Origin of the sequence: Dryocola mayonis (assembly GCF_051307045.1) — a bacterium.
GTDB lineage: Bacteria > Pseudomonadota > Gammaproteobacteria > Enterobacterales > Enterobacteriaceae > Dryocola.
In genome coordinates, this window is record NZ_CP150452.1 from 2,898,918 (window position 1) to 2,914,730 (window position 15,813).

Genomic DNA, 15,813 nt, shown 5'->3' on the forward strand with positions numbered 1-15,813 from the left:
TATATAAAGGCACCCGGTCTTTTACGCTCCAGACGAAAAAAACGCACGGAAATCCCGCGTCTGCTGCGTCAGCAGGAACACTCTCTTCATGTCTGCACATAATATTTTTGCGCGCTACTTTTCCACGCCGGGGAAAATTGCTTATCTCAGCGTTTTGGCCGGCCTTGTGGGCGCTTTGCTGTTTGGCGGCTTAACCAGCCTGATGCTGCATCACAAACGCGAGGTGGGATATGACGTGCTGACGCAAGACGTTCGCCATTATTTAAGCGCTTTCTTTCACGACCTCCACGCCACCGCAGACGGCATTCAGCCCTTGACGGCGGCCGACTGCCGGCTCGTTAACAGAGAGCTGACCTCCAGAGCGGCGTTTAACGTCAACGTGCGGGCTTTTGTGCTGGTTCGCGACGGCGAAGCCTATTGCTCATCCGCCACCGGCGCGCTGAATATGTCGATGTATACGCTTATTCCCGGCATCGATTTAACTAAAAATAACGACCTCTTTATTATGACCGGCACGCCGATGATGCCCGGCAAGCCGACCATAGCGGTGTGGTTTAAAAACCCGGCGTCAGAAGCACGCGGCGTCTTCACCACGCTAAATGTAAACCTGATCCCCTACCTGCTGTTTACCGCTCGCCAGAACGACGTCCTGTCGATCGCGATTGTGGTTGGGGACAGGGCGCTGACGACGCTTTCTTCTGAAGTCGTTAGTACCGCTTCCCTGCCGCCGCATCCTACCCGCACCGCCACCCTTCCCGATTATCCGATAAAGATTTATCTCTACGGCAAGCTCTGGCCTGTGGAGGATATTCAGCTGGCGCTGCTGGCGGGTCTTATCTCCGGCTTATTCAGCGGCGTGATATGCCGTTACTTTTTGTCCGTGCGTATGCGGCCGGGAAAAGAGATCCTGACCGGGATAAAACGCGGGCAGTTTTACGTGGCCTACCAGCCGGTGTTTGACGCGCAAAAACTGGAGATGCAGGGAATCGAGGCGCTGATGCGTTGGGAGCACCCCACGGCCGGCATCATCCCGCCTGACGCGTTCATCGCCTTTGCCGAAGCGCAGCAGCTTATCGTGCCGTTAACACAGCATTTGTTTGCGCTGGTCGCCCGGGATGCCCAGCAGCTGCGTACCGTGCTGCCCGCCGGGGCGAAGCTCGGCATTAACCTTGCGCCAAGCCATTTATACGCGCCGACTTTTAAAGAGGATATTCTCGCTTTTGCCGCCTCCCTGCCCGCGCGCCATTTCAGCCTCGTCTTTGAAATTACCGAACGCGATATGCTCAAAGAAAAGGAGGCCATGAGCCTGTTCTGCTGGCTGCAGGCGCAGGGCTTTGAAATCGCGATAGACGACTTCGGCACCGGGCACAGCGCGCTGATTTACCTGGAGCGCTTCACGCTGGATTATCTGAAAATCGACCGCGGTTTCGTCAACTCCATCGGCATGGAAACGGTTACGGCGCCGGTGCTCGACGCGGTGCTGACCTTAGCTAAGCGCCTGAATATGGCCACCGTGGCGGAAGGCGTTGAAACCCAGGAGCAGGCAAAATGGCTGATTGAGCGCGGCGTGAATTTCCTGCAGGGCTACTATTTCAGCCATCCGTTAACCCTGGCGCAGCTGGTAAGCTGGGATCGGTCGCAGGCTGGCGATAATTCCCGCAAAGACGGCCATTAATTTCACAATCACTCTTGCCTGACTTATGATTTACCCTCATGGTGTTATAAAGCGGTAGGTTGTTGGCCTGTTTATCGTTTCGGGAGTGAGACTCTCGCGGTGGCCCTCTTCAACAAGGACTGACCTGACTGATGCTTGTGCGCGCTATTATTCTGTTTTGCCTGGGCCTGTTTGCCGCCGGTAGCCTGGCGGAAGACATCAAAGAAAGCTACTCCTTTGCCGTGCTGGGAGAGCCTAAATACGCCATCAACTTCACCCGGTTCGACTACGTTAACGCCGCGGCCCCCAAGGGCGGCAACATCACGCTTTCCGCTATTGGCACCTTCGATAACTTCAACCGCTACGCGCTGCGCGGTAATCCCGGCGTGCGTACGGAAACCCTTTACGACTCCCTGTTTACTACCTCAGATGACGAACCGGGAAGCTATTACCCGCTGGTGGCGGAAATGGCGCGCTATCCCGCAAACTTCGCCTGGGCGGAAATAGAGATTAATCCCCGCGCCCGTTTTCACGACGGCGCCCCCATTACCGCGCAGGACTTCGCTTTTACCTTCAATAAGTTTATGACCGAGGGCGTGCCGCAGTTCCGGCTTATTTATAAAGGCGCGAAAGTCAAAGCTATCGCTCCGCTGACCATACGCATTGAGCTGGGCCCAGCCGAGCAAAGAGCGCATGCTGGGCCTGTTTTCGCTACCGGTATTTCCGCAAAAGTTCTGGCAGAAGCATAAGCTGAGCGATCCCCTTTCCGCGCCGCCGCCGGCGAGCGGCCCGTACAAAATCACCGCCTGGCGTATGGGGCAGTACATTACCTATTCACGGGTTAAGGATTACTGGGCCGCCAATCTGCCGGTCAACCGCGGACGCTGGAATTTCGACTCCATCCGCTATGACTATTATCTGGACGACAACGTCGCCTTTGAGGCCTTTAAAGCCGGGGCCTTTGATTTCCGCGCCGAAAGCTCGGCCAAAAACTGGGCTACGCGCTATATCGGCAAGAACTTCGCCAGCCGCTACATCATCAAAGAAGAGCAGGAAAACGATGCGGCCCAGGACACCCGCTGGCTGGCGTTTAATATTCAGCGTCCGGTATTCGCCGACCGTAAAGTTCGTGAGGCGGTAAGCCTGGCGTTTGACTTTGAGTGGATGAATAAGGCGCTGTTTTACGGCGCTTTCAGCCGCCCGAACAGCTACTTCCAGAATACGGAATATGCCGCGCGATCGTACCCGGATGCCGACGAGCTTACGCTGCTCGCGCCGCTGAAAAAAGATCTGCCGCCGGAAGTCTTTACCACTATTTATAAACCGCCCAAATCCAGCGGCAACGGTTTCGACCGCGATAACCTGTTAAAAGCGCAGGCCCTGCTCGGGCAGGCCGGGTGGACGTTAAAAAACCAGAAGCTGGTGAACGTTAAAACCGGCAAGCCCTTTACCTTTGAGCTGCTGATCGGCACCACCGGCAACACCCAGTGGGTGCTGCCGTTCCAGCACAACCTGCAGCGGCTGGGCATTACGATGGAAATCCGCCAGGTTGATAATTCGCAGCTCACCAACCGTCTGCGCAGCCGTGATTACGATATGATGCCCACGCTGTACAGCGCAATGCCCTATCCAAGCGCCGACGTGCAGATCTCCTGGGCCTCGGAATACGTGGACTCCACCTATAACGCGCCCGGCGTGAAAAGTCCGGTGATAGATAAACTTGTGGATCAAATCGTGGCAAACCAGGGCGATAAGAAAAAGCTGCTGCCGCTGGGCCGGGCGTTCGACCGCGTGCTCACCTGGAATTTCTACATGATTCCGATGTGGTACATGACGGCGGACCGTTTCGCCTGGTGGAATAAATTCTCAAAGCCTGCGATTCACCCGTTATACGCATCCGGATTTGATACCTGGTGGTATGACGTTAATAAAGCCGCGCAGTTGCCTGCGCAGCGGCGCTAAGGGGAAACCGTGGGAAGCTATTTGCTCAGGCGTTTATTGCTGATCGTTCCAACGCTGTGGGCGATCATCACCATCAACTTTTTTATCGTGCAAATCGCGCCGGGCGGCCCGGTGGATCAGGCTATCGCCAATATTCAGTTCGGCCACGGCGCCGGCGTGCCCGGCGTTAGCGCAGAGGCTATGGGCAGCGGCCGTGCGCGAGTCGGGGTCGGCAACGGCACGGATAACCAGTATCGCGGCTCGCGCGGGCTGGACCCGGAAGTGATCGCAGAAATCACCCACCGCTACGGCTTCGATAAGCCTCTTCACGAGCGCTATTTTAAAATGCTGTGGGACTATGTGCGTTTCGATTTCGGCGACAGCCTGTTTCGCAGCGCGTCCGTGCTGCATCTGATTAAAGAAAGCCTGCCGGTGTCGATTTCCCTTGGCCTGTGGAGCACGCTGATTATCTATCTGGTTTCTATTCCACTGGGGATCCGCAAGGCCGTCAGCAACGGCAGCGGCTTTGATATCTGGAGCAGCACCTTCATTATTATCGGCTACGCCATCCCGGCTTTTTTATTCGCCATTTTATTGATTGTGCTGTTTGCCGGCGGCAGCTATCTGGACTGGTTCCCGCTGCGCGGCCTGGTATCGACAAACTTTGACTCCCTGCCGTGGTATGGAAAGGTGACCGATTACCTCTGGCATATTACGCTGCCGGTGCTCGCCACCGTCGTCGGCGGGTTCGCCACCTTAACGATGCTGACGAAAAATTCCTTTCTGGATGAGATCCGCAAGCAGTACGTGGTGACCGCCCGGGCGAAAGGCCTGGACGAGAAGAAAATTCTCTACCGCCACGTGTTCCGCAACGCCATGCTGCTGGTTATCGCCGGCTTCCCGGCCACCTTTATCAGCATGTTTTTTACCGGTTCGGTGCTTATCGAGGTGATCTTCTCGCTCAACGGGCTTGGGCCTGCTGGGCTATGACTCCACCCTGTCCCGGGATTACCCGGTGATGTTCGGCACGCTTTATATTTTCACCCTTATTGGCCTGCTGCTGAATATTCTCAGCGATATCACCTACACCTTTGTTGACCCACGTATCGACTTCGAGGGGCGCGGATGAGCCGTTTAAGCCCGATGAATCAGGCCCGCTGGGCGCGTTTTCGCCATAACCGACGCGGCTACTGGTCGCTGTGGATCTTTGCCGTGTTGTTCGTCCTGAGCCTGGGCTCGGAGCTGGTAGCCAACGACCGCCCTTTGGTTGTGCATTACCAGGATCGCTTTTATTTCCCGGTGGTGGTCAATTACAGCGAAAGCGATTTCGGCGGCCCGCTGGCTACCGCCGCGGACTATCAGGATCCGTGGCTTGCCGAACATTTAAGCCGTGACGGCTGGACGCTCTGGGCGCCGATTCGCTTTGGCGACCGGGCCATTAACTACGCCACTCAGGTTCCCTTCCCCTCGCCGCCGAGCAGCCAGAACTGGCTGGGCACCGACGCCAACGGCGGCGACGTGCTGGCGCGGCTGCTGTACGGCACGCGCATCTCGATTTTTTTTGGCCTGCTGCTGACGCTCTTTTCCAGCGTTATCGGCATTCTGGCAGGCGCAGCCCAGGGCTATTACGGCGGAAAAGCCGATCTCTGGGGCCAGCGCTTTATCGAGGTCTGGTCCGGCATGCCGACGCTTTTTCTGATTATCCTGCTTTCAAGCGTGGTGCAGCCTAACTTCTGGTGGCTGCTGGGCATCACGGTGCTGTTTGGCTGGATGAGCCTGGTAAGCGTGGTGCGCGCGGAGTTTTTGCGCACGCGTAACTTTGACTATATACGCGCAGCCCAGGCGATGGGCGTCGGCGACTGGGCGATAATGACCCGCCATATGCTGCCCAACGCCATGGTCGCCACGCTGACGTTTTTACCCTTTATTCTCTGCGGCTCGATAACCACCCTCACCTCGCTGGATTTCCTCGGCTTCGGCTTACCGCTGGGTTCGCCTTCCCTTGGCGAACTGCTGCTGCAGGGTAAAAACAATCTGCAGGCGCCCTGGCTTGGCATTACCGCTTTTGTTTACCTGGCCGTTTTGCTGACGCTGCTCATTTTTATTGGCGAAGCGGTGCGCGACGCCTTCGATCCGAGTAAGGCGCACTGATATGACAACTCCGCTACTGTCCATTAATAACCTCTCCATCGCTTTCCGCCACGGCGGGGTTACCCACCGGGTTGTAGAAGATTTATCGCTGCAAATTGAGGCCGGCGAAACGCTGGCGCTGGTGGGCGAATCCGGTTCGGGAAAAAGCGTGACGGCGCTTTCGGTGCTGCGCCTGCTGCCGTCGCCGCCTGCGGTTTATCCTGCAGGGGAAATTTACTTTAAAGGCCAGGAGCTGCTGCGTGCGCCGGAACGTATGCTGCGCGGTATTCGCGGCAATAAAATCGCCATGATTTTCCAGGAGCCGATGGTCTCGCTAAACCCGCTGCACAGCATCGAGAAACAGCTTTATGAGGTTTTGTCTTTGCACCGGGGAATGCGCCGCGAAGCCGCGCGGGCCGAAATGCTGACCTGCCTCGATCGCGTAGGCATCCGTAACGCGGCCGCGCGCCTCACGGATTTTCCCCACCAGCTTTCCGGCGGGGAGCGCCAGCGCGTAATGATCGCCATGGCGCTGCTCACCCGTCCGCAGCTGCTGATTGCCGATGAGCCCACGACGGCGCTGGACGTCACCGTCCAGGCGCAAATCCTGCAGCTGCTCAAAGAGCTGAAGCAGGAGCTGAACATGGGGCTGCTGTTTATCACCCATAACCTCGGCATCGTGCGCCAGCTTGCGGATAATATTGCGGTAATGCGAAACGGAAAATGCGTCGAGCAAAACCAGGCGCCGGCGCTTTTGCAAGCGCCGCGGCACCCTTATACGCAACAGCTTCTGGCCGCCGAGCCGGGCGGCGATCCCTGGCCGCTGGATGAAGGCAGCGCCCCGCTGTTAAAGGTGGAGGATTTGGAAGTCGCCTTCCCCATTCGCCGCGGCCTGCTGAAGAAAACCGTGGGCTACCACTACGGCATTAAAGGGCTGAGCTTCTCGCTGCGTCCGGGCGAATGCGTTGGGCTGGTGGGCGAATCCGGCTCGGGAAAAAGCACCACCGGCATGGCGCTGCTGCGCTTAATCCACTCCAGCGGCGGCATCTGGTTTGACGGGCATCCGCTACACGCATTAAACCGCAAAAAGCTTCTTCCGCTTCGCCATCGCATTCAGGTTGTGTTTCAGGATCCCAATTCGGCGCTTAACCCGCGGCTGGACGTTTTACAGATCGTCGAAGAGGGTCTGCGCGTTCATCATCCGCAGCTGAGCGCGGCCCGAACGTGAACAAAGGGTGATAGCGGCATTAAGCGAGGTCGGGCTGGATCCGCAAACCCGTCACCGCTATCCGGCGGAGTTTTCCGGCGGCCAGCGTCAGCGCATCGCCATTGCCCGCGCGCTTATTCTGCAGCCGCAGCTGATTATTCTGGATGAGCCAACCTCGTCGTTAGACCGTTCCGTGCAGGCGCAAATCCTGGCGCTGCTGAAGTCGCTGCAGGAAAAGCACCGGCTGGCGTACATCTTTATCAGCCATGACCTGAAGATTGTGAAGTCGCTGTGCCACCAGGTAATAGTGTTGCGGCAGGGGGAAGTCGTCGAGCAGGGTGAATGTCAGAAGGTTTTTGCGGCGCCGCAGACGGAGTACACGCGCCAGCTTTTAGCGCTGGCCTGAGGCTGCGGGCGCGTCAGAAAGGATTAACGCTGGAGAACGACTCGGCGATCGCCACGCCAAAATTCTTCAGCCGGCAGGTTGCTGCCGGTTCGTCCTGGCGATGAACAAACAGGCACGGCTCGCCGTCGCATTCCACCACCGAGCAGTCCACTTCGATATCGCTAAGCGCCTGGCTAAGTTTGTGCATGATGGGCCACGCCTTGTCGCCGTCTTCGCTGAGCAATTTCAGGCCGATAAGGCAGTTTTCCGTGCCCTGGGCATGGTGCGGAATCGGTTCAACCTTCAGACCAGCAAAACCCGCCGACCAGCGGTAGCTTTGCGGCAGGCGGTGAACGATGGAAAGCTGTAACGTATTCAAAATCGTCTCCCCGAAGAAATTCGTACAAAAGTGTTACTTAAAATAGTTTACACAAAGGTTAACATAATGTTGATAAATTGCGCATAAACAACATGAAAACCCTTCACATCCGCTGTAATAGTTAAATTTTTTTTCCCACAGGAACGCTTATTTGTGCGCCTGCGCACGCGTTTCGGCGCTATATGTAACGCTTTCCGTGATCTAACTCAACCTTTTTAACTACAAAGCTGTGACTTTTTGTTGTTGTGAAGTTTACATTTCAGAAACAAATTGTAGAGGACGGCGGGGAAATTTCGTTGATTTGAATTAACAAACGGGCACCTGGGTACCCGTTTAGGATTAGGCTTTGGCCTTGCGGGGGCGGCTGGCGTAGAAATAGAAGAGTATCGAACAGGTAGCGCACACGGCGATTGAGCAGATCATCGGCCAGGCGGTGTTAAAGGTTGCCACGGAAAGCAGCGCCCCCGTCAGCGCGCCGATGCCAAAACGGAAGGTCCCTGCCAGCGATGACGCCGTGCCCGCCATATGAGGAAACTCGTCAAGAATAACCGCCATGCCGTTAGAGGACACCATCGAAACGCAGCCCACAAAGGCCGCCACGCCAAGCACCAGCGCCCAGAAGCCAAAATCAAACTGCGCGCTGATCACCAGCCAGATGGCCATCGCAAACTGCACAAACAGGCCGAAGCGGAACATATTCAGCGCCCCGACGCGCCGCACGAAGCGGCTGTTGATGATGGTCATAATAAATAAAAACACGATGTTCAGCGCAAAGTAGTAGCCGAAATGCTGCGGCGCAACGTGGTTAAGCTCGATGTAAACAAAAGGCCCGGCGCTGAGAAACGAGAACATGCCCGCAAAGCTAAAGCCGCTCGCCAGCATATAGCTGAGCACGCGCTTGTGGCGGAACAGGGTCGCGAAGTTGCCGATGGTGGTGCGCAAATGGAATTTTTGCCGCCGTTCAACCGGCAGCGTTTCATGGATCAGGAAGAATATCATCGCGGAGGCCAGCAGCGCGGCCAGCGCGAGGATCCAGAAAATGGCATGCCAGCTGAACCATACCAGCACCGCCCCGCCCACCATCGGCGCAATCAGCGGCGCGATAGTGGTTATCAGCATGACAAACGACATCATGCGCGAGAACTCTTCCTTCGGGTAGATATCGCGCATCAGGGCGTTAATCACCACGCTTGCCGCCGCGGCCGCAAGGCCGTGCAGGAAACGCATCGCGATCAGATGATCGATAGTCTGGGAAAGCGCGCAGGCTATCGCCGCGGCCGCAAAGACCAGCGTGCCGCCGAGCACCACCGGCTTACGTCCGATGCTGTCCGCCATCGGGCCATAGAAAATCTGCCCGATAGCAAAGCCGAGGATGTAGGTGCTTAACGTCATCTGCGCGCTGCCGGCAGGCACGCCAAACTCGGAAGCGATAACCGGCAAAGCCGGAAGATACATGTCAATCGACAGCGGCATCAGCATGGCCAGCAGGCCAAGAATGACGATAATCCCGACTGACGAATTCTGCTTGGTACTCAAGGGTAGCTCCTGAAGTTAGCTTTTCGGCATGCCTACGCTTGCGATCTCTTCCTCCGTCAGCGGACGGTATTCGCCCGGCTGCAGATCCTGGTCCAGCTTGATATCGCCGATGCGCTCACGGTGCAGGCCAATGACGCGGTTGCCCACGGCGGCGAACATGCGTTTGACCTGATGGTAGCGCCCTTCGCTGATGATCAGACGAACTTCCGTCGGGGTGATGATGTCAAGCCTGGCAGGCTTAGTGAGGTCTTTTTCGTTATGCAGCTGTACGCCCCGGGCAAACTGCTCGGCCGTATCCTCGGCAACCGGCGATTCCAGCGTCACCAGATAAGTTTTCTCACAGTGATGGCGCGGTGAGGTGATGCGGTGCGACCACTGGCCGTCGTCCGTCATCAATACCAGGCCGGTGGTGTCGATATCCAGACGACCGGCGGCGTGCAGCTTGTGCGCCACCGGCACATCCAGAAAATAGAGCACCGTCGGATGATCCGGATCTTCGGTCGAGCACACGTAGCCCTGCGGCTTATTCAGCATAAAATAGCGAGGGCCGTTTTGCTGATCCAAAGGGTTGCCGTCGAACTCGACCTGATGGTCTGGCTGAAGCTTAAAAGAGGCGTCACGCACCACTTCTCCGTCGATGGTGATACGCTGAGCACGAATTTCACGGCCAGCAATGGCACGGCTCACGCCGAGCTGCTGAGAAATAAATTTGTCGAGTCGCATTAAGTCTTGCCTGTTTCAAAGAGGAGCCAGCTAAAGATAACTGGTCGGGCATCTGGAGCCCGCTTTTGAGGCCAAAATCGTTTGCCTGTTAATTAGTTTGCCAGTATAGCGACATCAAAAACTCTCTCAAGTTAAAACCCCGTTTCGTGCCATAATCGGCACTGATGACTTAAAAACCTGAATGCCGATGTCTTTTACTTTACGCCCCTACCAACAAGAAGCGGTGGACGCCACCCTCGCCCATTTCCGCAGGCAGCTTGAACCCGCGGTGATTGTGCTGCCGACCGGCGCCGGAAAAAGCCTGGTTATCGCAGAGCTGGCGCGCATAGCCCGCGGGCGCGTGCTGGTGCTCGCTCACGTTAAAGAGCTGGTGGCGCAGAACCACGCTAAATACCGTGCGCTGGGGCTTGAGGCCGATATTTTTGCCGCCGGGCTGCAGCGCAAAGAGAGCCACGGCAAGGTTGTCTTCGGCAGCGTGCAGTCGGTCGCCCGCAACCTTGAGCAGTTTCACGGCGAGTTTTCGCTGCTGATAGTCGATGAGTGTCACCGTATCGGCGAAGCGGACGACAGCCAGTATCAGCAAATTCTCACCCATCTACGCCGCGCGAATCCAAAGCTGCGTTTGTTGGGGCTGACCGCCACGCCCTATCGTCTGGGCAAAGGCTGGATTTATCGCTATCACTACCACGGCATGGTGCGCGGCGATGAAAAAGCGCTGTTCCGCGACTGCATTTATGAGCTCCCGCTGCGCTATATGATTAAGCACGGCTATCTCACGCCGCCGGAAAGGCTGGATATGCCGGTTGTGCAGTATGATTTCAGCCGTTTGCAGGCCCAGGCCAACGGTTTGTTCAGCGAGGCGGAACTTAACCGCGAGCTGAAGCAGCAAAAGCGCATTACGCCGCATATCATCAGCCAGATTGTGGAGTTTGCGGCCGAACGACGCGGCGTGATGATTTTTGCCGCGACCGTAGAACACGCAAAAGAGGTGACCGCCCTGCTGCCTGCGAACGATGCGGCGCTGATTACGGCGGATACTCCCGGCCCGGCGCGCGACGCCTTGATTGAGGCCTTTAAGAATCAGCAGTTCCGTTTTCTGGTTAACGTCTCGGTGCTGACGACGGGCTTTGACGCGCCGCATGTGGATTTAATCGCCATTCTGCGCCCCACGGAATCAGTAAGCCTTTACCAACAAATTGTCGGCCGCGGGCTGCGCCTCGCGCCCGGGAAGACCGATTGCCTGATTCTTGATTACGCCGGTAACCCGCACGATCTCTTCACCCCCGAAGTAGGCAACGCCAAAGGCAAAAGTGACAATGTCCCGGTGCAGGTTTTCTGTCCCTCCTGCGGGTTCGCCAATACGTTCTGGGGAAAAACCACCGCCGATGGCGCCATCATCGAACACTTTGGCCGCCGCTGTCAGGGCTGGTTCGAGGATGACGAGGGCCAGCGGGAACAGTGTGATTATCGCTTCCGCTTCAAAAACTGCCCGCAGTGCAACGCGGAGAACGATATCGCCGCCCGCCGCTGTCACCAGTGCGATTGGGTGCTGGTCGACCCGGACGATATGCTAAAAGCGGCGCTGAAGCTGAAAGACGCGCTGGTGCTGCGCTGCAGCGGCATGGCCTTACAGCAAGGCGGCGACGCCAAAGGGGACTGGCTGAAAGTGACCTATTACGACGAAGACGGCGCCGATGTAAGTGAGCGCTTCCGTTTGCACACCCCCGCCCAACGCATGGCCTTCGAACAGCTGTTTATCCGCCCGCACAGCCGGGCGCCCGGCGTACCGCTACGCTGGATAACCGTGGCTGACGTCATCGCCCAGCAGCCGCTGCTGCGTCATCCGGATTTTGTGGTGGCGCGCAAAAACGGCAACTTCTGGAACGTGCGGGAAAAGGTGTTCGATTACCAGGGGCGCTTCCGGCGCGCAAATGAATTGCGCGGCTGAGGGTTCTTTTCGTTGCTGATACCACAAGGAATGGCTATAATGCCGCCCGCTTTTGCATCCGCAAAGCAGAAATCTTTCCTGTTGCTGGGTCGCCTGTAACAGGAGTATTTAAGAGAGAAACAGTTAATGTTCACTATCAATGCAGTAGAACGCAAAGAGCAGGGCAAGGGTGCGAGCCGCCGCCTGCGTGCAGCTAACAAATTCCCGGCAATCATCTACGGTGGTTCCGAAGCTGCAATCTCCATCGAACTGGACCACGACAACGTAATGAACCTGCAGACTAAACCAGGTTTCTACGAAGAAGTGCTGACTCTGGTTGTTGATGGTAAAGAAGTAAAAGCGAAGGTTCAGGCTGTTCAGCGTCACCCGTTCAAGCCAAAACTGTCTCACATCGACTTCGTTCGCGCTTAATCGCGAACCCTGTTCGAAAAAAAACCCGCTTCGGCGGGTTTTTTGTTTTTGCGTCACGCTAAACGTCGGATGGCGCTATGCTTGTCCGACGCGGGCGGGGTTAATGCCCCGCCACCCTAATATTACTTACCCGAACTGCGGCGCTGCAGCTGGTCGCGCAGATTCGGCGGCGTGCCTTTGATGGTCAGCGTATCCGTCGCGGGATCCCAGAAAATGCGCTCGCCCAGCAGCATGGCGTCGAAATTAATCGTCAAGCCGCCGCCGCTGCCCGCGTATTTGGTCAGCTGGCGCAGCGTGCTGCGGTCCGCCGGGAAGCTCTCTTCCAGCTCGTAGCCCTTTTCTGCGGTAAACTCTTTGAAGTTTCTGTCGTCGACGGCCCACGGCAGCTCGTCTGCAAGGGAAGACAATTCGATTTCTTCGCCGGGCCTGCAGCTGCTCGTTGCAGTAGGCGTACACCTGCTGGCGGGCAGCCTGACGCTCGTTTTTGTCGAGCTGCGCTTCGTTAGTAAAGTCATCCAGCGCCTGCAGCAAGCCCTTGTTCTGCGCTTTGGCATTCAGCCCTTCGCTGGCGCCGAGGAAGTCCATAAAGAAATCAGCAACCTTACGTCCTACGCGTCCTCTGAGGAATGTCAGGTAGCGGGTTGATTCCGGATTGGTTTCCCACTCGGTCAAATCAACACGCGCTACGATATCCGCGTGGTTGATATCCAGATGGTGGGTGGAGCTGATATCCAGCTCTTCGTTGACGCGCATGCTGCTCAGGTTGTTAAGCACCGCCACCATCAGATACTCGACGGCCAGATAGCGGTAATGGCAAAACAGCACGATGCCGCCGTCGGCGAAGGGATATTTCCCCAGCTCGTCGCGCAGTCGGCCGGTTGCCGCACGGCTAAAGGCGAGAAAATCCTCATCGCCTTTACGCTGCGAACGTAACGCCTGCGCCAATTCGCTCTCTTCGCTGAACAGCCCGTATGCTTTATTTTTTGCGCTATAAACACGGTGAAGCTCAGCCATCATCTCTTCTACGGCGCCGTTAGTCGCCAGCAGGGAATCGCGCAGCACCACTTCAAGCGTGTCTTCGCCGCGCTTGATAAGCTGATGCAGGGCAATCTGGTTGATATCCAGACTCATGATAAACTCTCCTTTTAGACTGGGCGGTATTCAACCACTGCCGGGAGCCTTGTGCAACAGAAGATAAAAAAGCAGAAAAAAAGGTCTTCCTACGGTAAGATAACGCCCTTTCCTGAACCTGACTGATTGTTAATTTATGCCACAAACATCCCGTTATAGTGACGAACGCGTCGAAGAACTGCTGGCCGAACTGGCGGGCGTGCTGGAAAAACACCAGACGCCTACCGATCTTTCCCTGATGGTGCTGGGAAATATGGTCACTAACCTGATTAATACCAGCGTGGCTTCCGCACAACGCCGCACGCTGGCCCGCTCTTTCGCTGAGGCGCTGCAGGCCTCCGTGAGCGAAGATCAAGCTCATTAAGGGATTGTAGCTACGAGTTATGGTGACTAACCGTCAGCGCTACCGCGAAAAAGTTTCCCAGATGGTCAGTTGGGGACATTGGTTCGCCCTGTTCAATATCCTGCTGGCCACGCTGCTGGGTAGCCGCTATCTGTTTGTCGCCGACTGGCCGACGACGCTCACCGGGCGTATCTATTCATACCTGAGCGTTATCGGCCACTTCAGCTTTCTGGTGTTTGCCGCCTACCTGCTGATTCTCTTCCCGCTGACTTTTGTCGTCATGTCCCAGCGCCTGATGCGCTTTTTGTCGGCGGCCTTCGCCACCGCGGGCATGACGCTGCTGCTGATAGACAGCGAAGTCTTTACCCGTTTCCACCTTCATCTCAATCCTGTCGTCTGGGAGCTGGTGATCAACCCGGACCAGAGCGAAATGGCGCGCGACTGGCAGCTGATGTTCATCAGCGTGCCGGTGATCCTGCTTATTGAGATGTTATTTGCCACCTGGAGCTGGCAGAAGCTGCGCAGCCTCGGGCGGCGCAGACATTTTGCCAAACCCGTCGTCGCCCTGTTCTTCGTGGCCTTCTTTAGCAGCCACATTATGTATATCTGGGCGGACGCGAACTTCTATCGTCCGATTACCATGCAGCGCGCAAACCTGCCGTTGGCCTATCCGATGACGGCGCGCCGCTTCCTTGAGAAACACGGCCTGCTGGACGCGAAGGAATACCAGCGTCGCCTGGTGGAACAAGGCAATCCGGAAGCGGTGTCGGTGCAGTATCCGCTAAGCAATCTGCAGTTTAGCGATATGGGTACCGGCCATAACGTCCTGCTGATCACGGTGGACGGTCTGAACGCCTCCCGCTTTGCCAAAGATCTCCCTGCCCTCAATGAGTTTGCGCGTGGCAATATTAACTTCACGCAGCACATGAGCGCGGGCAACGGCACCGATAACGGCATCTTCGGGCTGTTCTACGGCATTTCGCCGGCCTATATGGACGGCGTGCTTTCCGCGCGCATTCCGGCGGCGTTGATTACCGCCCTGAACCAGCAGGGTTACCAGCTGGGCCTGTTTGCCTCCGACGGCTTTAACTCGTCGATGTACCGCCAGGCGCTGCTTTCAGACTTCTCGCTGCCGACGGCCAAAAGCCAGTCGGATAGCCAGACCGCTTCGCAATGGGTGAACTGGCTCACGCAGTACGCCTCCGAAGATAACCGCTGGTTCTCCTGGATCGCCTTTAACGGCACCAGCATTAACGGCGACAGCAGCAAACAAGATTTCACGCGTCGCTATGCCCGCGCGGCGCGTAACGTGGACGATCGCATTCAGGAAGTGCTGAACGCCCTGAAAGCCGCCGGCAAGCTGGATAATACCGTGGTTATCGTTACGGCGGGCCACGGCGTTCCGCTGGGCGATGACAGGGATTCGTTCGCCTGGTCACGCTCGCGTATCCAGGTGCCTTTGGTTATCCACTGGCCGGGCACGCCTGCGCAAACCATCAGCAAGCTGACCGATCATCAGGATGTGATGACCACCCTGATGCAGCGCCTGCTGCACGTTAAAACGCCGGCGAATGAGTATTCGCAGGGCGAGGATCTGTTTGCCGCTACGCGCCATAACAACTGGGTTGTGGGCGCAGATAACAACAGCCTGGCCATCACCATGCCGCATATGACGCTGGTGCTTGATAATAACGGCAACTATCGCATCTACGACCTGCAGGGCGAACGCGTGGAAGAGACAAAGCCGCAGCTCGGCTTGCTGCTGCAGGTTCTGACCGACGAAAAACGCTTCATCGCTAACTGATTGTATATTTATAAAGCACTTAGCAGTCGTTGGCCTTGCAAAGGCCGGCAAAAAAGGTAATATTTTTATCCGGATGTCGGCACGTAGCGCAGCCTGGTAGCGCACCGTCATGGGGTGTCGGGGGTCGGAGGTTCAAATCCTCTCGTGCCGACCAAAAACTCCGAAAAAGCAGCCTTTATGGCTGCTTTTTTTATTGCCTGTAATTTGTGGAGTCAATACTT

At 56.7% G+C, this 15,813-nt stretch carries 9 protein-coding genes, 1 tRNA gene and 4 pseudogenes; 10 read left to right on the plus strand and 4 right to left on the minus strand.

All coding sequences use genetic code 11. From position 1 onward, the window contains the following. Positions 1 to 88: 88 nt before the first annotated feature. From WLO32_RS14000 to yejF, 5 genes and pseudogenes are all read left to right on the plus strand, one after another. Complete coding sequence (locus WLO32_RS14000; RefSeq protein ID WP_435945664.1) at positions 89 to 1,675, plus strand: cyclic di-GMP phosphodiesterase; 1,587 nt, start codon at positions 89 to 91, stop codon at positions 1,673 to 1,675. Between the two features lie 131 nt (positions 1,676 to 1,806). Continuing rightward, a pseudogene (locus WLO32_RS14005) lies at positions 1,807 to 3,616 on the plus strand (extracellular solute-binding protein). 9 nt (positions 3,617 to 3,625) lie between these two features. Further along, positions 3,626 to 4,724, plus strand: a pseudogene (locus WLO32_RS14010) (microcin C ABC transporter permease YejB). Further along, positions 4,721 to 5,746, plus strand: coding sequence for a microcin C ABC transporter permease (locus tag WLO32_RS14015; RefSeq protein WP_435945665.1), 1,026 nt, complete (start codon positions 4,721 to 4,723; stop codon positions 5,744 to 5,746). The pseudogene WLO32_RS14010 and the gene WLO32_RS14015 overlap by 4 nt, the downstream one beginning before the upstream one ends. A gap of 1 nt (position 5,747) precedes the next feature. After that, positions 5,748 to 7,338, plus strand: a pseudogene (yejF, locus tag WLO32_RS14020) (microcin C ABC transporter ATP-binding protein YejF). A 13-nt stretch (positions 7,339 to 7,351) separates the two neighbouring features. Here the strand turns inward: yejF and WLO32_RS14025 are convergent. From WLO32_RS14025 to rsuA, 3 genes are all read right to left on the minus strand, one after another. Next, on the minus strand, positions 7,352 to 7,696 hold the full coding sequence (locus WLO32_RS14025) for a YejG family protein (protein ID WP_435945666.1): 345 nt from the start codon (positions 7,694 to 7,696) through the stop codon (positions 7,352 to 7,354). A 339-nt stretch (positions 7,697 to 8,035) separates the two neighbouring features. Next, positions 8,036 to 9,232 carry a Bcr/CflA family multidrug efflux MFS transporter gene (locus WLO32_RS14030; protein WP_435945667.1) on the minus strand — a complete coding sequence of 399 codons (1,197 nt, stop codon included), beginning with the start codon at positions 9,230 to 9,232 and terminating at the stop codon, positions 8,036 to 8,038. Between the two features lie 15 nt (positions 9,233 to 9,247). Then, the gene (gene rsuA / locus WLO32_RS14035; protein WP_435945668.1) at positions 9,248 to 9,955 is read right to left on the minus strand and encodes a 16S rRNA pseudouridine(516) synthase RsuA; all 708 of its coding nucleotides are present in this window, start codon (positions 9,953 to 9,955) and stop codon (positions 9,248 to 9,250) included. 187 nt (positions 9,956 to 10,142) lie between these two features. Here rsuA and WLO32_RS14040 point away from each other — a divergent pair, with 187 nt between their 5' ends. Both WLO32_RS14040 and rplY read left to right on the plus strand, forming a co-directional pair. After that, positions 10,143 to 11,903, plus strand: coding sequence for a DEAD/DEAH box helicase (locus WLO32_RS14040; protein ID WP_435945669.1), 1,761 nt, complete (start codon positions 10,143 to 10,145; stop codon positions 11,901 to 11,903). A 126-nt stretch (positions 11,904 to 12,029) separates the two neighbouring features. Continuing rightward, a complete protein-coding gene (rplY, locus tag WLO32_RS14045) occupies positions 12,030 to 12,314 on the plus strand; it encodes a 50S ribosomal protein L25 (RefSeq protein ID WP_435945670.1) in 285 nt (94 codons plus the stop codon). A gap of 122 nt (positions 12,315 to 12,436) precedes the next feature. On the opposite strand, the pseudogene yejK reads toward rplY, so the two are convergent. Further along, positions 12,437 to 13,445, minus strand: a pseudogene (yejK, locus tag WLO32_RS14050) (nucleoid-associated protein YejK). A gap of 136 nt (positions 13,446 to 13,581) precedes the next feature. On the opposite strand from yejK, the gene WLO32_RS14055 reads away from it, so the two are divergent. The 3 genes from WLO32_RS14055 to WLO32_RS14065 all read left to right on the plus strand — a co-directional run bounded on the left by WLO32_RS14055 (position 13,582) and on the right by WLO32_RS14065 (position 15,746). Next, the gene (locus WLO32_RS14055) at positions 13,582 to 13,809 is read left to right on the plus strand and encodes a YejL family protein (RefSeq protein ID WP_435945671.1); all 228 of its coding nucleotides are present in this window, start codon (positions 13,582 to 13,584) and stop codon (positions 13,807 to 13,809) included. Positions 13,810 to 13,828: 19 nt separating this feature from the next. Further along, entirely contained in the window at positions 13,829 to 15,592 is a 1,764-nt protein-coding gene (yejM, locus tag WLO32_RS14060) for an LPS biosynthesis-modulating metalloenzyme YejM (RefSeq protein ID WP_435945672.1), read from the plus strand. Positions 15,593 to 15,669: 77 nt separating this feature from the next. Continuing rightward, positions 15,670 to 15,746, plus strand: a tRNA-Pro gene (locus WLO32_RS14065). Positions 15,747 to 15,813: the final 67 nt, after the last annotated feature.